Annotated in this window: 19 protein-coding genes and 1 tRNA gene; 3 read left to right on the top strand and 17 right to left on the bottom strand. The window is 71.7% G+C overall.

Translation table 11 applies throughout. The features are described 5' to 3' along the window. Positions 1 to 27 precede the first annotated feature (27 nt). The 11 genes from yajC to pgsA all read right to left on the bottom strand — a co-directional run bounded on the left by yajC (position 28) and on the right by pgsA (position 9,118). The gene (gene yajC / locus ACFZAX_RS30355; RefSeq protein ID WP_390965511.1) at positions 28 to 477 is read right to left on the bottom strand and encodes a preprotein translocase subunit YajC; all 450 of its coding nucleotides are present in this window, start codon (positions 475 to 477) and stop codon (positions 28 to 30) included. A 166-nt stretch (positions 478 to 643) separates the two neighbouring features. Further along, a complete protein-coding gene (ruvB, locus tag ACFZAX_RS30360; RefSeq protein WP_390965512.1) occupies positions 644 to 1,738 on the bottom strand; it encodes a Holliday junction branch migration DNA helicase RuvB in 1,095 nt (364 codons plus the stop codon). A 33-nt stretch (positions 1,739 to 1,771) separates the two neighbouring features. After that, positions 1,772 to 2,392 carry a Holliday junction branch migration protein RuvA gene (gene ruvA / locus ACFZAX_RS30365; RefSeq protein ID WP_390965513.1) on the bottom strand — a complete coding sequence of 207 codons (621 nt, stop codon included), beginning with the start codon at positions 2,390 to 2,392 and terminating at the stop codon, positions 1,772 to 1,774. Next, positions 2,389 to 2,922: a crossover junction endodeoxyribonuclease RuvC gene (gene ruvC, locus ACFZAX_RS30370; RefSeq protein WP_390965514.1), complete on the bottom strand. Its 534-nt coding sequence runs from the start codon at positions 2,920 to 2,922 to the stop codon at positions 2,389 to 2,391. Before ruvC ends, ruvA begins: the two co-directional genes overlap by 4 nt. Before the next feature lie 131 nt (positions 2,923 to 3,053). After that, positions 3,054 to 3,809, bottom strand: a complete 756-nt coding sequence (locus ACFZAX_RS30375; protein WP_386890906.1) for a YebC/PmpR family DNA-binding transcriptional regulator — start codon at positions 3,807 to 3,809, stop codon at positions 3,054 to 3,056. Positions 3,810 to 3,869: 60 nt separating this feature from the next. Next, positions 3,870 to 4,472 carry a pyridoxal 5'-phosphate synthase glutaminase subunit PdxT gene (gene pdxT / locus ACFZAX_RS30380; protein WP_390965516.1) on the bottom strand — a complete coding sequence of 201 codons (603 nt, stop codon included), beginning with the start codon at positions 4,470 to 4,472 and terminating at the stop codon, positions 3,870 to 3,872. A gap of 6 nt (positions 4,473 to 4,478) precedes the next feature. Then, positions 4,479 to 5,408, bottom strand: coding sequence for a pyridoxal 5'-phosphate synthase lyase subunit PdxS (pdxS, locus tag ACFZAX_RS30385; RefSeq protein ID WP_390965517.1), 930 nt, complete (start codon positions 5,406 to 5,408; stop codon positions 4,479 to 4,481). A 234-nt stretch (positions 5,409 to 5,642) separates the two neighbouring features. Continuing rightward, a complete protein-coding gene (locus ACFZAX_RS30390; RefSeq protein WP_390965518.1) occupies positions 5,643 to 6,188 on the bottom strand; it encodes a hypothetical protein in 546 nt (181 codons plus the stop codon). Between the two features lie 91 nt (positions 6,189 to 6,279). Continuing rightward, positions 6,280 to 7,503: a glycosyltransferase gene (locus ACFZAX_RS30395; RefSeq protein ID WP_390965519.1), complete on the bottom strand. Its 1,224-nt coding sequence runs from the start codon at positions 7,501 to 7,503 to the stop codon at positions 6,280 to 6,282. Then, on the bottom strand, positions 7,500 to 8,438 hold the full coding sequence (locus ACFZAX_RS30400) for a phosphatidylinositol mannoside acyltransferase (protein WP_390965520.1): 939 nt from the start codon (positions 8,436 to 8,438) through the stop codon (positions 7,500 to 7,502). Before ACFZAX_RS30400 ends, ACFZAX_RS30395 begins: the two co-directional genes overlap by 4 nt. Further along, a complete protein-coding gene (gene pgsA, locus ACFZAX_RS30405) occupies positions 8,435 to 9,118 on the bottom strand; it encodes a phosphatidylinositol phosphate synthase (protein ID WP_390965594.1) in 684 nt (227 codons plus the stop codon). The genes ACFZAX_RS30400 and pgsA overlap by 4 nt, the downstream gene beginning before the upstream one ends. Before the next feature lie 341 nt (positions 9,119 to 9,459). On the opposite strand from pgsA, the gene ACFZAX_RS30410 reads away from it, so the two are divergent. Beyond that, positions 9,460 to 11,130, top strand: a complete 1,671-nt coding sequence (locus tag ACFZAX_RS30410) for a hypothetical protein (protein WP_390965521.1) — start codon at positions 9,460 to 9,462, stop codon at positions 11,128 to 11,130. A gap of 71 nt (positions 11,131 to 11,201) precedes the next feature. Here ACFZAX_RS30410 and ACFZAX_RS30415 read toward each other — a convergent pair whose 3' ends face one another. Continuing rightward, the gene (locus ACFZAX_RS30415; RefSeq protein WP_390965522.1) at positions 11,202 to 11,762 is read right to left on the bottom strand and encodes an HIT domain-containing protein; all 561 of its coding nucleotides are present in this window, start codon (positions 11,760 to 11,762) and stop codon (positions 11,202 to 11,204) included. A 67-nt stretch (positions 11,763 to 11,829) separates the two neighbouring features. Between ACFZAX_RS30415 and ACFZAX_RS30420 the strand changes: the two genes are divergently transcribed. Further along, positions 11,830 to 12,549: an ion channel gene (locus tag ACFZAX_RS30420; RefSeq protein WP_390965523.1), complete on the top strand. Its 720-nt coding sequence runs from the start codon at positions 11,830 to 11,832 to the stop codon at positions 12,547 to 12,549. 37 nt (positions 12,550 to 12,586) lie between these two features. On the opposite strand, the gene thrS is transcribed toward ACFZAX_RS30420, so the two are convergent. The 3 genes from thrS to ACFZAX_RS30435 all read right to left on the bottom strand — a co-directional run bounded on the left by thrS (position 12,587) and on the right by ACFZAX_RS30435 (position 16,602). Then, a complete protein-coding gene (gene thrS, locus ACFZAX_RS30425) occupies positions 12,587 to 14,563 on the bottom strand; it encodes a threonine--tRNA ligase (RefSeq protein WP_390965524.1) in 1,977 nt (658 codons plus the stop codon). 132 nt (positions 14,564 to 14,695) lie between these two features. Then, positions 14,696 to 16,006 carry a hypothetical protein gene (locus ACFZAX_RS30430; RefSeq protein WP_390965525.1) on the bottom strand — a complete coding sequence of 437 codons (1,311 nt, stop codon included), beginning with the start codon at positions 16,004 to 16,006 and terminating at the stop codon, positions 14,696 to 14,698. Beyond that, positions 16,006 to 16,602, bottom strand: a complete 597-nt coding sequence (locus ACFZAX_RS30435; RefSeq protein ID WP_390965526.1) for a DUF4365 domain-containing protein — start codon at positions 16,600 to 16,602, stop codon at positions 16,006 to 16,008. The genes ACFZAX_RS30430 and ACFZAX_RS30435 overlap by 1 nt, the downstream gene beginning before the upstream one ends. Before the next feature lie 238 nt (positions 16,603 to 16,840). On the opposite strand from ACFZAX_RS30435, the gene ACFZAX_RS30440 reads away from it, so the two are divergent. Then, positions 16,841 to 17,572 (top strand): exonuclease domain-containing protein, encoded by a 732-nt coding sequence (locus ACFZAX_RS30440; RefSeq protein WP_390965527.1) that lies wholly within the window; start codon positions 16,841 to 16,843, stop codon positions 17,570 to 17,572. Between the two features lie 81 nt (positions 17,573 to 17,653). On the opposite strand, the gene ACFZAX_RS30445 is transcribed toward ACFZAX_RS30440, so the two are convergent. Together ACFZAX_RS30445 and ACFZAX_RS30450 are read right to left on the bottom strand one after the other, a co-directional pair. Further along, a tRNA-Val gene (locus ACFZAX_RS30445) sits at positions 17,654 to 17,725 on the bottom strand. A gap of 85 nt (positions 17,726 to 17,810) precedes the next feature. Continuing rightward, a complete protein-coding gene (locus tag ACFZAX_RS30450) occupies positions 17,811 to 18,257 on the bottom strand; it encodes an SRPBCC family protein (protein WP_390965528.1) in 447 nt (148 codons plus the stop codon). Positions 18,258 to 18,344: the final 87 nt, after the last annotated feature.

Raw genomic sequence — 18,344 nt, forward strand, 5'->3', positions numbered from 1 at the left:
GGCGGGCGGTGTCCCCGTGGCGTACGACTACTTCGCGCCGGTGTCGCCGTCGTCCTTGGCGTCCTTCGCCTCGACGTCCTTCGCCTCGACGTCGGAGTCGTCGGCCACGGACTTCTTCTCCAGGTCGATCTTCTCGTCGCCGTCGGTGAGCGAGGAGGCGTCGTCCGGAACGCTCGGGGAGTCGAGCTCCTCGGTCTCGCCGTGGACGATGCGGTTGTACTCCGCGTCGTCCAGGACGGCACCGATGGCGTTCTTCGCGTAGACCGCGTGGACGCCGGGAGCGACCTCCAGGAGGACGGTGTCCTCCTGGATCTCCTTGACCGTGGCGTACATGCCACCGATCGTGCGCACGCCGGTCCCCGGCTGCATCTCGTTGCGCATCTGGGACGCGGCCTCCTGCTTCTTCTTTTGGGACCGGGTCATCATGAACATGACGCCGAAGATCAGGATCACGGGGAGAAGAAGTTGGAGACTCACAGGACGTATTTCCTTCGCACGACCGCGCTGAAAATGCGGCCTGTATCTACGGGGGTGGGTACACCGACCTTTAAGGGCGGCATCGGCGGAGTCTAAGCGAGTCCGCATCGCTGGAACAACGCCCAGCATCGCACCCCGGTTCCGTAAATGGTCAAGCTGTGACGCATCACGCCCCGAACAGGCCCGCTTGTCCCTTTGCTCCGTGCTGCGGCGGAGCGATTCCCAGATGGACCCAGGCGGCCGGTGTGGCCACCCTTCCGCGCGGAGTGCGGGCCAGCAGTCCTTCTCGTACGAGGAAGGGCTCGGCGACCTCCTCGACCGTCTCGCGCTCCTCCCCCACCGCGACGGCGAGGGTGGAGAGCCCGACGGGCCCCCCGCCGAAGAGTTTCAGCAGGGCGCCGAGGACGGCCCGGTCGAGCCGGTCGAGTCCGCGGGCGTCGACTTCGTACACCTGGAGGGCGGCGGCCGCGATGTCCCGGTCGATCACACCGTCCGCCTTGACCTGGGCGTAGTCGCGGACCCTGCGCAGCAGGCGGTTGGCGATGCGGGGGGTGCCCCGGGAGCGGCCGGCGATCTCGGCGGCGCCCGCGGTGTCGATGGCCACGTCGAGGAGTCCGGCGGAGCGGTGGAGGACGCGTTCCAGCTCGGCGGGGGCGTAGAACTCCATGTGGCCGGTGAAGCCGAAACGGTCCCTCAGCGGGGGCGGCAGCAGGCCGGCCCGGGTGGTGGCGCCGACCAGTGTGAAGGGCGGCAGTTCGAGGGGGATGGCGGTGGCGCCGGGGCCCTTGCCGACGATGACGTCGACGCGGAAGTCCTCCATCGCCATGTAGAGCATCTCCTCGGCGGGCCGGGACATGCGGTGGATCTCGTCCAGGAAGAGCACCTCGCCCTCCTGGAGGGACGAGAGGATCGCGGCGAGGTCGCCGGCGTGCTGGATGGCGGGCCCGGAGGTAATCCGGATGGGTGCGTTCATCTCCGCGGCGATGATCATCGAAAGAGTGGTCTTGCCGAGACCGGGTGCCCCGGAGAGCAGCACGTGGTCGGCGGTGGCGCCCCGGGCGCGGGCGGCCTTGAGGACGAGGTCGAGCTGTTCGCGGACCTTCTCCTGGCCCACGAACTCGTCGAGGTCCTTGGGGCGCAGGGCGGCTTCGACGGCGGTGTCCTCGCCGTCGGCGACGCCGGTGACCAGCCGGTCGTCGTACGCCGCCGCCGCGTCGGCCGCCCGCTCGTCGGTGTCGGGTCCGGTCTCGTCCCAGTTCATCGGGTCAGTCCTGCCTCGGGGGTCGGCGCCGGGTCAGCGGGTGCGGTTGAGGGTCTGGAGGGCGGCGCGCAGCAGCTGCGGCACGGGGGGCCGGACGCCGTCCGCGAGAGCCGCCTCGGCCTGCGGGGCGACGGCGGAGACCGCGTCGTCGGCCTCCCGGGCGGCGTAGCCGAGGCCGATCAGGGCGGCCTGGAGCTGTTCGCGCCAGTCGGCGACGGCGGCGGGTGCCTGCTGGCCGATGTGGGCCCCGCGGGGGGCGCCGAGCCGGTCCTTGAGCTCCAGGAGGAGTTTCTGGGCGCCCTTCTTGCCGATGCCGGAGACGGCCATCAGGGCCTTCTCGTCGCCGGTGGAGACGGCTTGGCGCAGAGCGTCGGGGCTGTGAGTGGCGAGCATGGCCTGGGCGAGCCGGGGGCCGACCCCGCTGGCGGTCTGGAGCAGTTCGAAGACCTGGCGTTCGTCGTCGTCGGCGAAGCCGTAGAGCGTGAGGGAGTCCTCGCGCACGACGAGGGAGGTGGCGAGCCTGGCCTGCTGGCCGATCCGGAGATCGGCCAGGGTGCGCGGGGCGCACTGGACGGCCATGCCGACGCCGCCGACCTCGATGACGGCCGTGGCCGGGGAGAGGGCGGCCACCGGGCCGGAGAGGAAGGCGATCATGCGGTGCGGCCTTTCAGCGTGCGATGAGCGGCGACGGCCTGCTGGAGCCGGTTCTGCGCGGGGGCCCGCCAGATGTGGCAGATCGCGAGCGCGAGGGCGTCGGCGGCGTCGGCGGGCTTGGGCGGGGCGTCGAGCCGGAGCAGCCGGGTGACCATGGCGCCGACCTGCGCCTTGTCGGCGCGTCCGGAGCCGGTGACGGCGGCCTTGACCTCGCTGGGGGTGTGCAGGGCGACGGGGATGCCGCGGCGGGCGGCGCAGAGCGTGGCGACCGCGCTGGCCTGGGCGGTGCCCATGACCGTACGGACGTTGTGCTGGCTGAACACGCGCTCGACGGCGACGAATTCGGGGCGGTGTTCGTCGAGCCACTGCTCGATGCCGCGCTCGATCGCCACCAGGCGGTCGCCGAGCTCGGCTTCGGGCGGGGTGCGCACCACGCCGACGCCGATCATGGTCAGCGGGCGGCCGGGGACGCCTTCGACGACGCCGACACCGCAACGGGTCAGCCCCGGGTCCACGCCGAGTACGCGCACGGAACGCCCCCCTGTCCTCACCGCTCGGTCAACTGTTCTGGCAGGCTATCGGGCGGCTCCGACAACGCGACGGGCCGACGGGGGCGTGTCCCCGTCGGCCCGTGCCGCGTACCGCTTCCGGGTCGCCCGGATCAGGCGGCGTCGACCTTCTCCATGACCTCGTCCGAGACGTCGAAGTTGGCGAAGACGTTCTGCACGTCGTCGCTGTCCTCCAGCGCGTCGATGAGCTTGAAGATCTTGCGCGCGCCCTCTTCGTCGAGCTCGACCTGCATGGTGGGCAGGAAGCTGGCCTCGGCGGAGTCGTAGTCGATACCGGCCTCCTGGAGCGCGGTGCGGACCGCGACCATGTCGGTGGCCTCGCTGACGACCTCGAAGGTGTCGCCGAGGTCGTTGACCTCTTCGGCACCCGCGTCGAGCACGGCGCCCAGCACGTCGTCCTCGGTCAGTTCGCCCTTGGGCAGGTTGACGACGCCCTTGCGGTTGAACAGGTACGAGACGGAGCCCGGGTCGGCCATGGAGCCGCCGTTGCGGGTCATCGCCACGCGCACGTCCGAGGCGGCGCGGTTGCGGTTGTCGGTGAGGCACTCGATGAGCACCGCGACACCGTTGGGGCCGTAGCCCTCGTACATGATCGTCTCGTAGTCGGCGCCGCCGGCTTCGAGACCGCCGCCGCGCTTGACCGCGGAGTCGATGTTCTTGTTCGGGACCGAGCTCTTCTTCGCCTTCTGGATGGCGTCGACGAGCGTCGGGTTGCCGTCGGGGTCGACGCCGCCGGAGCGGGCCGCGACCTCGATGTTCTTGATCAGCTTCGCGAAGAGCTTGCCGCGCTTGGCGTCAACCACGGCCTTCTTGTGCTTCGTCGTAGCCCATTTAGAGTGGCCGGACATCTGCCTTCTCCTTCGCGTCACCAAAATCGATCCGAACCCGAGAGATCCTACCGGGATCGGTCAGAGCACCGCGCGCACCATCTCGACGAAGAGCGCGTGGACCCGGTGGTCGCCGGTCAATTCCGGGTGGAACGAAGTCGCCAGGGCGTTTTTCTGGCGTACCGCCACCATGTGACCGCGGTGTTCGGCGAGCACCTGCACCGAGGCGCCGACGGATTCCACCCAGGGGGCCCGGATGAAGACGCCTTCCACCGGTCCTTGCGTGTCCTCCTCGATGCCCCGGACGGTGACGGAGGCTTCGAAGGACTCGTTCTGACGGCCGAAGGCGTTGCGGCGCACGATCATGTCGATCCCGCCGACGGTCTCCTGGCCGGCGCGCGGGTCAAGGATCTTGTCGGCGAGCATGATCATGCCGGCGCAGGTGCCGTAGACCGGCATGCCCGCCCGGACCCGCTCGCGCAGCGGCTCCATCATGCCGAAGAGCACGGCGAGCTTGGACATGGTGGTGGATTCACCGCCGGGGATGACGAGACCGTCGACCCCGGCGAGTTCCTCGGGGCGCCGGACCGGCCTGGCCAGGGCGTCCGCCGAGGCCAGGGCGATCAGGTGTTCGCGTACGTCGCCCTGGAGGGCCAGGACCCCGATCACGGGTGTGTCGCTCATCGGGGGTTACCAGCCGCGGTTGGCGTAGCGCTCGGTCTCGGGCAGGGTGTCGCAGTTGATGCCGACCATGGCCTCGCCCAGGTTGCGGGAGGCGTCCGCGATGACCTTCGGGTCGTCGTAGAAGGTGGTGGCCTTCACGATGGCGGCGGCGCGCTTGGCCGGGTCGCCCGACTTGAAGATGCCGGAGCCGACGAAGACGCCCTCGGCGCCGAGCTGGCGCATCAGCGCGGCGTCGGCGGGGGTGGCGACACCGCCGGCGGAGAAGAGCACCACGGGGAGCTTGCCGAGCTCGGCGACCTCCTTGACCAGCTCGTACGGGGCGCGCAGGTCCTTGGCGGCGGCGTACAGCTCGTTGTTGTCGTAGCCGCGCAGCCGGGCGATCTCGTTCTTGATCTGGCGCAGGTGGCGGACGGCCTCCACGACGTTGCCGGTACCGGCCTCGCCCTTGGAGCGGATCATCGCGGCGCCCTCGGCGATACGGCGCAGGGCCTCGCCCAGGTTGGTGGCGCCGCAGACGAACGGGGTGGTGAAGGCGAACTTGTCGCTGTGGTTGACCTCGTCGGCCGGGGTGAGGACCTCGGACTCGTCGATGTAGTCGACGCCGAGGGACTGGAGGACCTGGGCCTCCACGAAGTGGCCGATGCGGGACTTGGCCATGACGGGGATCGAGACGGCCCCGATGATCTCCTCGATCATGTTGGGGTCGGACATCCGGGCCACGCCGCCGTCCTTGCGGATGTCGGCCGGCACGCGCTCCAGGGCCATCACGGCCACCGCGCCCGCGTCCTCGGCGATCTTCGCCTGTTCGGCGTCGACGACGTCCATGATCACGCCGCCCTTGAGCTGCTCGGCCATGCCGCGCTTGACGCGGGCGGTGCCGGTCGCGGGAGAACCGGCGGACACGGCGGACTGCGGGGTGCTGGGAAGCGTGGACACGGGACCTCACTCGGTGAAAAGGACTACTGGTTTCCTGCACCGCCGAGCAAACGCCCCGGAACCAGTCCACAGCAAGGGCCAATGGGGAGGCGGTGGATCATTTTGGACCGCCTGCCGAGACCGCCTGCCGAGACCGCCTGCCGGGCCCCTCGCCGCCCCCGCGGGTCACCCGGGACCGCCTGCCCGGCCCCTCGCCCCCCGCGGGTCACCCCGGAAGCCCCGGCGTCCCCCGTCTCAGGTGCCCGGGCGGTCGGCCAGCGCCGCGGGCGGCGTGTCGTCCATCTCGAAGGCGAGCGGGAAGGGCGCGTGTCCGGCCAGCCGGAACCAGCGCACCGTGCGGTGCGAGCGCAGGGCCCGTGCGGCGCGCACCGCGTCGTTGTGGAACCGCCGCGCCATGGGGACCCGTCGTACGGCGGCGGCCAGCTCGTCCGCCGCCTCCTCGCCGCCCGGGGCCTCCCGTACGGACTCCACCTGGGCGCTCTCGCCGAAGACCGCGCGCAGGGCGGTGCTCAGCTCGCTCTCGGCGACCTCGCGGTGGTCCTCCTCGGCCTGGCGGGAGGCGTGCGCGGCCTCGTACAGGACGAGGGAGGCGGCGGGGTCGAGGAGGCCGGAGGTGGCCACTTCCTGGGTGACCGAGGCGCGGCGCAGCAACTGCGCGTCCAGGGCGGCCCGGGCGGCGTCGATGCGCGCGTGCAGCCGGTCCAGGCGTCCGGCGGTCCAGCTGAGGTACAGGCCGATCGCGACGAGTGCGACGACGGTCCAGATCAAGGTTGCGGTCACGGGCGCAAAGGCTACCGTCGCCGGGCATCCGGCCCGACCGGCCGAGGCCCCCGCCGGGAACCGGCCGGGGCCTCGCCGGTCCGGGCGCTCATCAGTCCCCCGCCGGTCCGAACGGCTGGGAGACGTCGCGGTCCCTGGGCTGGGAGGCGTCCCGGTCCCGGACGAGCCCGAAGCGGGCCCGCAGCCCGGTCGCGCGCTCGTCGGCCGCCACGGACGCGGCGCCGTCGGCCACCGTCTCGTACACCGCGAGGATGTCGGCGCCGACGGTCGACCAGTCGAAGCGGCGTACGTGCGCGCTCCCCCGCTCACTGAGTCCCGCCCGCCGCTCCGGGTCGCCCAGCAGCCGGATCGCCGCCGCGGCCAGCGCTTCCGCGTCCTCGTTGGCGAAGAGGTCGCCGGCCGCACCGTGGTCCAGTACCTGCGCGAAGGCGTCGAGGTCGCTGGCGAGCACCGCGGCGCCCGCCGACAGCGCCTCCACGAGGATGATCCCGAAGCTCTCGCCGCCGGTGTTCGGGGCGACGTACACGTCGACGCTGGCCAGCAGCCGCGCCTTGTCCTCGTCGCTGACCATGCCGAGGAACTCGACCCGGGAGCGCAACTCCTCGGGGAGCGGGGCGACCGCCTCCTCCTCGTCGCCCCGGCCGGCCACCAGCAGCCGGGTGTCGGGGCGGGCGGCGAGGATCGCGGGCAGCGCTTTCATGAGGACCGGCAGGCCCTTGCGCGGCTCGTCGATGCGGCCGACGAACCCGAGGGTGCCGCCCTGCCACTCGGGCTTCGGCTCGGCGTCGGCGAAGAAGCCGACGTCGACGCCGTTGGGGATGACCACGGCGTCGCCGCCGAGGTGCTCGACCAGGGTCCGGCGCGCGTACTCGCTGACCGCGATGCGGGCGCTGATCTTCTCCAGCGCGGGCTGGAGGATCGGGTACGCGGCGATCATGGCGCGGGAGCGCGGGTTGGAGGTGTGGAAGGTGGCGACGATAGGCCCCTGCGCCGCCCAGCAGGCGAGCAGCCCCAGCGAGGGCGAGGCCGGCTCGTGGATGTGGATGACGTCGAAGGTGCCGTCGTGCAGCCAGCGGCGCACCCGGGCCGCCGACAGGAAGCCGAAGTTGAGGCGGGCCACCGAGCCGTTGTACGGGACCGGCACGGCACGGCCGGCCGAGACGACGAACGGCGGCAGGGGGGTGTCGTCGTCGGCCGGGGCGAGTACGGAGACCTCGTGGCCGAGCCGGATCAGGTGGTCGGCGAGGTCCCTGATGTGGAACTGGACACCGCCCGGGACGTCCCAGGAGTACGGGCAGACGATGCCGATCTTCACGGGGCCTTCCCCTCGGCCGTACCGCCCGCGGTGTCGAGGTCGTCGAGCCAGAGCCGTTGCAGCATGTGCCAGTCCTCCGGGTGGGCGGCGATGCCTTCGGCGAAGGCGTCGGCGAGGGCCTGGGTCATGGCGGCGGTCCGCTCGGCCCGGGTGCCCTCCTCGGGCACCGCGACGGGCGGGTGGACCCGGGCCCGCATGACGGGCGTCCCGTCGAAGCCGAGAGTGACGGGGAGCAGCAGCGCCCCGGTCTGCTGCGCGAGCAGGGCGGGGCCTGCGGGCATCCGGGCGCGGGCGCCGAAGAAGTCGACCTCCACGCCGGAGGCGGACAGGTCCCGGTCGGCGACCAGGCAGACCAGGCCGCCCGCGCGCAGCCGGCGGGCCAGCGTGCCGAAGGCGGCACCGCCGCTGTGCGGCAGCACCTCCATGCCGAGGCTCTCGCGGTAGGCGACGAAGCGGTCGTAGAGGGTCTCGGGCTTGAGGCGTTCGGCGACCGTGGTGAAGGGGACCTTGAGGTCGGTGGTGACCCAGGCTCCGGCCAGGTCCCAGTTCCCGAGGTGCGGCAGGGCGAGGACGACTCCGCGTCCGGCGTCCAGGCCCTCGGTGAGGAGGTGGGCGTCGGTGACGTCGATGCGTTCCTTGATCTGCTCCGGGCTCCAGGCAGGCAGCCGGAAGGACTCCATCCAGTAGCGCATGTACGAGCGCATGCCGGCGCGGGAGAGTTCGGCGAGACGGGCCTCGGAGGCGTCGGGGACGACGCGGGCGAGGTTCGACTCCAGCCGCAGCACGCTCTTGCCCCGCCGCTTCCACACCTGGTCGGCGAGGGTACGGAAGAGGGCGCGGGCGAGCGGCTCGGGCAGCTTCTTCACCGCACCCCAGCCGAGCCCGTAGAGCCCGTCGGTCAGGCGGTCCCTGAGGTCGGTGCCGGGTGCGCTCACCGGCCGTCCTCGGTCCCCCGACCCGCCGGGCCCGCCTCCGCCGCCGCCACCGCGTCCGCCTCGGCGGACTCGCGCCGTACGGTGACCACGCGCTGGACGAGGGTCACCAGGCTGCCCGCCGCGACGATCCACAGCGCGATCGGGAGCAGGATCTGGATGCCCGGGACGCCGAAGCCGTGCAGCCCGGCGAGGCCGGCGGCGACCAGCGAGATCACCAGGCGTTCGGCGCGCTCCACGAGGCCGTTGACGGCGACGGGCAGACCGATCGACTCACCGCGTGCCTTGGTGTACGAGACGACCTGGCCGCTGGCGAGGCAGAAGATCGCCACGGCGCACAGGATGTTGTTGTCGCCGTTGCCCGCGTACCAGAGGGCGAAGCCACCGAAGATGGCGCCGTCGGCGACCCGGTCGAGTGTCGAGTCGAGGAACGCGCCCCAGCGGCTGGAGATCCCGGCCTGCCGTGCCATGTTCCCGTCGACCAGGTCCGAGAAGACGAAGACGGTGATGACGATGGTGCCCCAGAAGAACTCCCCCATGGGGAAGAAGACGAGCGCACCGGCCATCACTCCGGCCGTGCCGATCAGGGTGACCGCGTCGGGACTCACCCCGAGACGGAGCAGCAGAGCGGCGAACGGCGTGAGGACACGCGTGAAAAACGCACGCGCGTACTTGTTCAGCATGGCCTTCCCTGAGGGGTCGGTGGGCCGTGCGGCCCCTTCGGCCACCGGCTGGCCCATCGTAGTCACCACGCGCCCGCTCCATCGGACGGGCACCCGTCCGATGCCCTCTGCGCGTCGCCGGGCCGTGCCCGGCCACGCGCGTCGGACCGGCGGGAAGGGCCGGACACGGTCCAGGGGGCGCTCGGACGGCGCGTTGTCGCAATCGCCCTCGGCGCCGCTCCGGTGACGGGCGGTGGAGGGCGTTCGGACGCTACGCTGTGGGCGCAGCTCAGAAGGTATGCCGCGTAAGGAAGTTGGGCACACCCGCAGGAGCAGACCATGCGGCGAGTGGGGGCGAACAAGTGGCCAGCGACGGATTCGACTTTTCTCCCGGAGCGCAGATCCCGATCCAGGGCGCGAGCGCCGGGGCGGTGGCGACGAACGCCCTGGCCTCTGCGGCGTACCGGGACAGCCCGGTGGAGGAGATCCTCAAGGCGGACAACGAGTGGCACAAGTCCTCGGTGTCGCAGGGTTCCTCGAAGTTCTTCAAGGCCGACTACTTCAAGCCCAACCTGGGCGAGGCCTTCTCGCGCGCGGTCCAGGAGCGCACGCTGGGCGGGGCGCGCGGCGCGCTGATCCAGTCCTTCGGGATGGACCCGCAGACCGTCGTGGAGCACTGCCTGTCGGCGTCCCGGCTGCGCAAGGAGCGCGACACCCGGCTGACCCTGGTGACGCTGGTGTGCGGGGTCCTGTTCCTGCCCGGACTGCTGCTGTGGATCATCGCCTTCCGGCTGCGGGACGCCCTCGACAAGTCCAAGGACACGGCGTTCAAGGCGCTGGGCACGGTCGTGCTGGTCGTCATCGGCGGTCTGGCGGTGGTGGCGCTGATCGCGCTGCCGGTCGGCGGCCTCCTGGGGCTGTATCTGCGCGGGGCCATCGTCGCCCCGGTGGTCGGCTGGCTGATCGCGAAGCGGATCGCGGAGACGTCGGCGAAGGACATGCGGGTCCGCTGGGAGGGGTTGCTCTCGGGCGGCGGGATCAGCGCCAAGATCCCGGACGCGGTGCCGAAGAACCCGAACGAGACCGCCCGTGAGGCGCTCCGCCAGTCGCTGGAGAAGCTCGCTGCGGAGCAGCAGTCGAACTCGGTCTTCTACGCGGGCCCCAAGGGCATTCTCGGCATGGGGACCCGCTGGGGCAGCTGGCAGTTGGCGGAGGAGCTGGTCTCGGCCGATCCCACCAAGGAATTCCACCAGTTCCGCAGCTGGGACGTGATCCGGGCGATCCACGACCAGCTGCAGATGCTGGAGCGCGGCCCGCTGAACAGCGGTGGTTTCCCGAAGCCTTCGGTGAAGCACTGGATCGTCTCCCCGGTGGGCGAGAACGCGGACTCGGTCTCCCGGCCCGCCGGTGAGGACGTGGCGACCTTCCAGGTCAAGCCGCACGAGATACAGCGCATCTGCAACCACCAGCAGTTCGGCAGCGGCGCCCGGCACTACCTGGGCGTGCAGTTCACGCTCTGGGACGGCCAGTTGGTGCTGACGATGATGATCACGGTGACGGTGCTGCACGAGACGCTGCGCATCGAGGTCACGGGGCACGCGCTGGGTCCGGTCCACTCGCTCTTCTTCTCGAAGCCTGCGGCGAAGACGAAGACGGTCAACAAGACGGTCCGCTTCTGGGAGACCCGCAAGGTCAACCTGCCGCTGGTCGAGCCGGAGGAGGTGGTCCGCCTCGCGCTGCGCGCCCCGCTGACCTGGTACCCCCCGCTTCTCGACTACCTCGGCGGCAAGATCAGCCTGCCGGAGCCGTTCGGGATGCGGCACGCCTGGGCCTCTCAGCCGTGGAACCACCGCTTCATGGCGGACGACGCGCTGCGCGCCGCCGCCCCGGTGCTGCGGGTGGTCCACTCGGCGGCGCTGCGGGTGCTGAAGGAGAACGGCGTGGACACGGAGCGCTTCAGCAGCCGCTCGATGTCGCTGAGCGGCGCGGTCCAGGACGCGGCGCCGAAGAAGGCCGACTCCTACGACGCCTGAGCCCTGTGTACGCGACAGAGGAGGGGCGCTCCCGGCCGGGGGCGCCCCTCCTCGTCCTCGTGCGCGGTCGGTCAGGCGGCCGGCCAGGCGTCGGCCAGCAGCGCGCGGGTGTCGCCGAGGAGCTGCGGGAGCACCTTGGTGTGACCCACCACGGGCATGAAGTTGGTGTCGCCGCCCCAGCGCGGGACGAGGTGCTGGTGCAGGTGCGCGGCGATGCCGGCGCCGGCGACGGCTCCCTGGTTCATGCCGATGTTGAAGCCGTGCGCCCCGGACGCCGTGCGGAGCGCGGTCATCGCCTTCTTGGTGAACTCGGCGAGTTCGAGCGTCTCCGGGCCGTCGAGCCCGGTGTAGTCGGCGACGTGCCGGTACGGCACGACCATGAGGTGGCCGCCGGTGTACGGGTAGAGGTTGAGCACCGCGTAGACGTGTTCGCCGCGTGCCACGATGAGCCCGTCCGCGTCCGATTTGGACGGGATCGTACAGAACGGACAACCATCCTCCGCGCCGGGACCGCTCGGCTTGTTCTCACCCTGGATGTAGGCCATCCGGTGGGGGGTCCACAGGCGCTGGAACGCGTCGGGCGTCCCCACTCCGATCTGCTGCTCGGGCTCACTCGTCATGCGGTTCAGCATATGGCGTCACCCCTGGCGTGCGTGTCGCCGGGGCCCGGCCCCGGGCGGCGGCGGGATGCTTGCGGCCATGAGCGACCGCCCCGATCCCCGTAGCGACCGCCCCGCCCCCACGGGCGACCGCTCCACCGCCTCCCACCGGCCGACCCGCCTCGGCCGGTGGGAGGAGCGCACGGAAGTACCCATGGCCGTCGCCTCGCTGGTCTTCCTCGGGGGGTACGCGATCCACGTCCTGGCCGGCCGGGACCGCGCCCCGTGGCCGGACGTGGGGCTGGCGCTGGTCTACGGGACCTGGGCGCTCTTCGTCGCGGACTACGCCGTACGCCTGGGGCTGAGCGGCCAGGGCCACCGCTTCGTGCGGACGCACTGGCTGGACACCCTGGTGCTGGTGATGCCGCTGCTGCGGCCGTTGCGCGTGGTGAAGGTGTACACGGCGGTCCAGCAGCGCCGCGCGGAGCCGCGGCTGAACCTGTACGCCCGCGTGATGTCGTACGCCGGGCTCTCCGCGCTCCTGCTCGGCCTCTCCGCCGCGCTCACCGTCTACCACGTGGAGCACACCGCGCCGGGCGCCAGCATCGTCACGTTCGGCGACGCGGCCTGGTGGGCGTGCGCGACCCTGACGACGGTGGGGTACGGCGACGCGGTGCCGGTCACCCCGGAGGGCAGGATCGTCGCGGCCGGGCTGATGGTCTGCGGGCTGGCACTGCTGGGTGCGGTGACGGGCTCCTTCTCGTCGTGGCTGCTCCAGGTGTTCCGGCGGGAGGACGAGGAACGGCCCCCGGCGGGCTGACGCCGCGCCGGGGGCCGTACTCGTGTCGTACCGGGGCTCAGACCTGGACGCGGTCCTCGACGGCCTTGGCGATCTTGGCGATGGCCTCGTCGACGGGGATGCCGTTCTCCTGCGACCCGTCGCGGTAGCGGAAGGAGACGGCGCCGTTGGCCATGTCCTCGTCGCCCGCGATGATCATGAAGGGCACCTTGGCCTTCTGCTGGTTGCGGATCTTCTTCTGCATGCGGTCGGAGGAGGCGTCGACCTCGACCCGCAGCCCCTGCTTGCGCGCCGTGGCGGCGAACTCCTGGAGGTACGGGATGTGGGCGTCGCCGATCGGGATGCCGACCGCCTGGACGGGCGCGAGCCAGACCGGGAAGGCGCCCGCGTAGTGCTCCAGGAGCACCGCGAAGAAGCGCTCGATGGAACCGAACAGGGCGCGGTGGATCATGACCGGGCGCTGCTTGGTGCCGTCCGGGCCGGTGTACTCCAGGTCGAAGCGCTCCGGCAGGTTGAAGTCGAGCTGGACGGTCGACATCTGCCAGGTGCGGCCGATGGCGTCCTTGCACTGCACGGAGATCTTCGGGCCGTAGAAGGCGGCGCCACCCGGGTCCGGGACCAGGGGCAGACCCTGCTTCTCGGCGACCTGGCGCAGCGTCTCGGTGGCCTCTTCCCAGATCTCGTCCGAGCCGACGAACTTCTCCGGGTCCTTGGTGGAGAGCTCCAGGTAGAAGTCGGTCAGGCCGTAGTCGCGGAGCAGGTTCAGCACGAAGGTGAGCGTGCGGTCCAGCTCCTCGGCCATCTGCTCCTTGGTGCAGTAGATGTGCGCGTCGTCCTGGGTGAAGCCGCGCGAGCGGGTCAGGCCGTGCACCACGCCGGACTTCTCGTAGCGGTAGACCGTGCCGAACTCGAAGAGACGGAGCGGGAGTTCACGGTAGGAACGGCCGCGCGCGTCGAAGATCAGGTTGTGCATCGGGCAGTTCATCGGCTTGAGGTAGTAGTCCACCCCGTCGTCGAGCTGCATGGGGGGGTACATGCCGTCGGCGTACCAGTCCAGGTGGCCGGACTTCTCGAAGAGCTTGCCCTTGGTGGCGTGCGGGCTGTAGACGAACTCGTAGCCCTCCTCCTCGTGGCGGCGCCGCGAGTAGTCCTCCATGGCCCGGCGGATGATGCCGCCCTTGGGGTGGAAGACGGCGAGACCGGGGCCGATCTCGTCGGGGAAGGAGAAGAGGTCCAGCTCGTTGCCGAGCTTGCGGTGGTCGCGCTTGGCGGCCTCCTCCAGGAATTCCAGGTGCGCCTTGAGCTCTTCCTTGGTGGGCCACGCGGTGCCGTAGATGCGCTGGAGCATCGGGTTCTTCTCGCTGCCGCGCCAGTACGCGGCGGCGTTGCGCATCAGCTTGAACGCCGGGATGAACCGGGTGGTCGGCAGGTGCGGACCGCGGCAGAGGTCCTTCCAGCACAGGTCGCCGGTCTTGGCGTCCAGGTTGTCGTAGATGGTCAGCTCGCCGCCGCCCACCTCGACGTCGGCGCCGTCGTCGGACGAGGCCGAGCCCTTGATGCCGATGAGCTCCAGCTTGTACGGCTCCGCGGCCAGCTCCTCGCGGGCTGCCTCGTCGGTGACGACGCGGCGGGAGAACCGCTGGCCACGCTTCTGGATCTCCTGCATCTTCTTCTCGATGGCCTTGAGATCCTCGGGCGTGAACGGCTTCTCGACGTCGAAGTCGTAGTAGAAACCGTCCTTGACCGGCGGGCCGATGCCGAGCTTGGCCTCGGGGAAGAGCTCCTGCACGGCCTGGGCCATCACGTGCGCGGTGGAGTGGCGCAGGATGTTGAGGCCGTCCTCGGAGGAGATCTCCACGGGCTCGACGGTCTCGCCGTCCTGGAGGACGTGACTGAGGTCGCGCAGCTCGCCGTCGACACGGGCGGCGACGACCGAGCGCTGTCCGGGGAAGAGCTCCGCGGCCGTCGTGCCCGTCGTCACCACGTGCTCTTCCCGCTCGGAATCGCGATGGATGATCACACGGACGTCTGACACCGGTCTCTCCTGACTCAGGGGGCGCACCGCATTGCTTGCGCGTGCTCCAGGGATCGTACCGAGCCGGGCAGGCTAATTCACATTGCGTTCTTCTCCCGCGGACGACGGCGGCTCGCGGGCCGGAGCGGTGAGCTACCCCCCGTCGCCCGCGCACGCCTCCTCGAACCAGTCCAGATTCTCCTGGAGCGCCTTCACCAGGCGGTCGCGCTCCGCCTCGTCGACCTGGACCGGTGCGACCTGGGTGGCGCCGGTGAGGCGCCGGAAACCGCCCCGGCTCTCGAGCACCCCCTCCACCCGCAGGGGCAGCCCGACGAGATGGGCGTGACCGGCGATGCGGTACGCCTCCTCGTCCAGCTCGACCCGCACGTGCGCCACCTCGGCGCCCGCGAGGACGCGCAGCCCTACGGTCCCGGGGCCACGCGGCCCGGAGCGGCGCATCCGTACGACGGCTCCGGTGATCCGGACCGGGAAGGAGGGCTCCTCCTGGCGGTAGCGGGTACCGGCCAGCCGGAGCGCGGGGAGGTCGCCCGGGGAGAAGTCGACGGGTTCGGGACGGGCCGGGCAGTCGTCGGGCGCACCGCGGGCGGGCGCCCAGTCGACGGTGATCCGCGCCCCTTCCGAGCCGCGGACCAGGGCGACCAGGGCCTCGGTCAGCTCGCGGCTGACGCCGGCCGGGACGGCGGCGTCGAAGGCCTCCATGCGGCCGGTGGCCCGCTGGTAGTCGACGGCCTCGCGGGCGGCGTGCAGTGCCCGGTAGAGCCGGCCGGCGACGGCGCGGCCCGAGGCGACGGGGAGGAAAGCGGTGAGCCGGCGTCCGCCCGGGACCGGACCGATCAGCACGTCGTCCAGCGCCGCCCGGGCCCGTCTGCGGTGGCGGGCCCCGTGGTGGCCCGCTGGGCCGCGTACGGCGAGCGAGCCGGCCAGCAGGACGCGCAGGGCCGCCGAGCGCAGTGCCTCCGCCTCGCCCCAGCCCGCCGCTCCGGCGGCCCCGGCGGCGGCCGGCGCCCCCTCGGGGACCTCGCGCCGCCAGCGGACCTCGTCGCTGGGTACGGCGAGGGCGACGAGGACGTCCCGGGCGGAGGGTTCGGCGCTGCGGGCGAGGGCCGCGACCGCCTCCGCCAGCAGCTCCTCGCTGTCGGGGAACCCGGCTGTGGCGGGTACCAGCAGGCTGGCGGGCCCGCCGGCCGGGCCGGGCGGGGTCCACCGGGTGTAGCGCCCGACGGCCCCGCCGCGCAGGCACCAGCCGTGGCGGGCGAGGAGCGCCCCGAGGACGGCGGGGTCCACGGCCGACGGGTCCGGCAGGGCACCGGACGCCCGCCGGTCCGGCGCCTCCCGCGTCTCCCCCGCTTCCCGGAGCACCGGCACCTCCGGGATCTCGGCCGGATGGGCCCGGGTGTCCGGCTCCGCTCCGCCGCCGACGGGTTCGTCCATCGACCGGTGCATCAGGGTCTCCCTCCCGCCCCGACCCGGGCCATGATCTCGCAGACCGCCCGGTCGTCGAAGATCCGCGAGGCCGGGATGCGCACGGTCGTCCTGAGCCGGCCGGTCACCGGGTGGCCGGCCAGGTTGATCCAGTAGCAGCAGTGCCGCAGGTCGAGCCGGTCGTGTCCGGCGCGCAGCCAGTCGTCCTGGGCGCGCGGCACGATCATCACGACCAGGATCCGGTGCACGGACACGGGGGTCCGGGCGAGTTTCACGAGGTGGGCGTTGTCGAGGGTGAACGGGAAGGTCCCGCCCTGCGGGTGCGGCGGGAGCTGGTAGGTGCACTTGAGCTGCACCTTGACGGTCACTTCGTCGTCGACGGTGTGGGCCGGGGCGCCGTGGCTGAGGTGCCAGTCGACGCCGTTGTCGGGAAACGGCTGCGAGAGGGAGCAGCCGGCCGCTGCCGCCACGGCGTGGAGATACCCCACCTGAAGGGTCTCCATGCAGGCGGTGGTGGCGAGGGTGCCCCGCAGGGGCGCGGTCCGCCCGGCCGGCAGACCTCTCTCGCGGTCCGCGGCACGGGCGGTGCTCCCCGGGTCGGGCTGCGCGAGCGCCATGGCTCCGTATGCCTTCCGGGCTGTGCAGTTCTCCGGTCGTGGGCGTGCTTCAACTCCGACGGGGACCGGCGCCACGACCGGCACCGCGAACGGACACCGGTCAACTCCCTTTCCCGTCAGAAGTGTTGTCACCGAAGGAGACGGCCCGCAAACGGCGTATCAGGCAAACACTGCGGGTATCACCGATATCGGGCAGGGGTATCACGCCATCTGCCGTGCGGGTGCGAGGAGTTCGGGGATGATGCACTGGTTCGAGGGGCCGTTGGCCGCATTCGACACGGAGACGACGGGGGTCGACGTCGAGGAGGACCGGATAGTCTCGGCCGCCCTGGTCGTCCAGGACACCGCCGGCGGACGGGCCCGGGTGACCCGCTGGCTGATCAATCCCGGGATACCGGTGCCGCCCGGGGCCACCGAGATCCACGGCCTGACCGACGACCACCTGCAGCGCAACGGCCGGTGGCCGGCTCCGGTGGTGGAGGAGATCGCGCGGTCGCTCGCCGAGCAGTGCGCGACCGGCCGCCCGCTGGTCGTGATGAACGCACCCTTCGACCTGACGCTGCTGGACCGCGAACTGAAGCGGCACCGGGCGTCCTCGCTCACGCACTATCTGGAGCACGTGCCGCTGTGCGTGGTCGATCCGCGGGTGCTCGACAAGCACCTGGACCGCTACCGCAAGGGCCGTCGCACCCTGACCGACCTCTGCGAGCTGTACGGGGTGGCGCTGGACGGCGCCCACGACGCGGCGGCCGACGCCGCGGCCTCGATGGAGCTGGTACGCGCCGTGGGCCGGCGGTTCACCTCGCGGCTGGAGCGGCTGAGCCCGGCGGAGCTGCACACGCTCCAGGTGGCCTGGCACGCGGCGCAGGCGCGGGGGCTGGAGGCGTGGTTCGCCCGGAGCGGCACCCCGGAGCGGGTCGACCCCGCGTGGCCGCTGCGTCCGCGCCCGGAGGTGGCCGCCGCGGCGTGAACGGCCTGGCCGCTGCCGCCCCGTGCGGGCCGGAACGCGCGAAAGCCGGCCCGTCGGAGCTGACGGACCGGCTTTTCCCGGTGGGCGATACTGGGTTCGAACCAGTGACCTCTTCGGTGTGAACGAAGCGCTCTCCCACTGAGCTAATCGCCCGGGAACGGGTTGAACAATACAGGGCCCGGCGGGCTTCGTTCAAACCGCGTCGCGAAAGGCGGCCTGACCACCCCGCGCGGGGTGGTCAGGCGCCGTCGAGCCGGGCGGTCAGCCCGCGTCTCGCCGCACGCATCATCAGGGCGTGGTTGGCCCGGAAGACCGGTCGGGCGACGGGCGCCAGCAGCCGCATCAGCCGCTTGCGGACCTCGACTTCCTGGTCGTACCGCACCCGGCTGCCGTCGCCCCTGCCCGTGACGGTCCAGCGGGCCCAGCCCTCCAGATCACCCCGCATCGACACTTCGAGGATTCCGGCCGCCCTGTCGCCGCGGCCCTCCTCCAGCGTGACGACCAGGTCGTAGGGCAGGACGGAGCGGAAGCGCGCCCGTCCCGTGGTCGCGTCCACCTGGGCCACCTCGCGGATCTGCGGCCACCAGTGCGGATACTCCTCGCCCCGCTCCAGCACCGCGAGGACGGCGGCGGGCGGCGCCGGGAGGTCCCACAGGCTCGTGAACCGGTAGTGGTTCGGATTCATGGGGCCAGTCTGGCGCGCTCCGGGAGCGACCGCCCCACCTACTCACTCCCAGAAGTGAGTACCTGAACACATGTACGCACCCCGGTC

This window comes from Streptomyces sp. NPDC008125 (assembly GCF_042957125.1).
In the GTDB taxonomy this organism is placed as follows: Bacteria; Actinomycetota; Actinomycetes; order Streptomycetales; family Streptomycetaceae; genus Streptomyces.

Bases quoted from the DNA above. Each gene is read 5' to 3' on its own strand.
- ruvA (WP_390965513.1), bottom strand. From the start codon at position 2,392: ATGATCGCCTTCCTCTCCGGCCCGGTGGCCGCCCTCTCCCCGGCCACG.
- pgsA (WP_390965594.1), bottom strand. From the start codon at position 9,118: ATGCTGAACAAGTACGCGCGTGCGTTTTTCACGCGTGTCCTCACGCCG.
- ACFZAX_RS30450 (WP_390965528.1), bottom strand. From the start codon at position 18,257: ATGAATCCGAACCACTACCGGTTCACGAGCCTGTGGGACCTCCCGGCG.
- ACFZAX_RS30435 (WP_390965526.1), bottom strand. From the start codon at position 16,602: ATGGCGCTCGCGCAGCCCGACCCGGGGAGCACCGCCCGTGCCGCGGAC.
- ACFZAX_RS30415 (WP_390965522.1), bottom strand. From the start codon at position 11,762: ATGCTGAACCGCATGACGAGTGAGCCCGAGCAGCAGATCGGAGTGGGG.
- ACFZAX_RS30420 (WP_390965523.1), top strand. From the start codon at position 11,830: ATGAGCGACCGCCCCGATCCCCGTAGCGACCGCCCCGCCCCCACGGGC.
- pdxT (WP_390965516.1), bottom strand. From the start codon at position 4,472: ATGAGCGACACACCCGTGATCGGGGTCCTGGCCCTCCAGGGCGACGTA.
- ruvB (WP_390965512.1), bottom strand. From the start codon at position 1,738: ATGAACTGGGACGAGACCGGACCCGACACCGACGAGCGGGCGGCCGAC.
- ACFZAX_RS30375 (WP_386890906.1), bottom strand. From the start codon at position 3,809: ATGTCCGGCCACTCTAAATGGGCTACGACGAAGCACAAGAAGGCCGTG.
- ACFZAX_RS30440 (WP_390965527.1), top strand. From the start codon at position 16,841: ATGATGCACTGGTTCGAGGGGCCGTTGGCCGCATTCGACACGGAGACG.
- ACFZAX_RS30430 (WP_390965525.1), bottom strand. From the start codon at position 16,006: ATGCACCGGTCGATGGACGAACCCGTCGGCGGCGGAGCGGAGCCGGAC.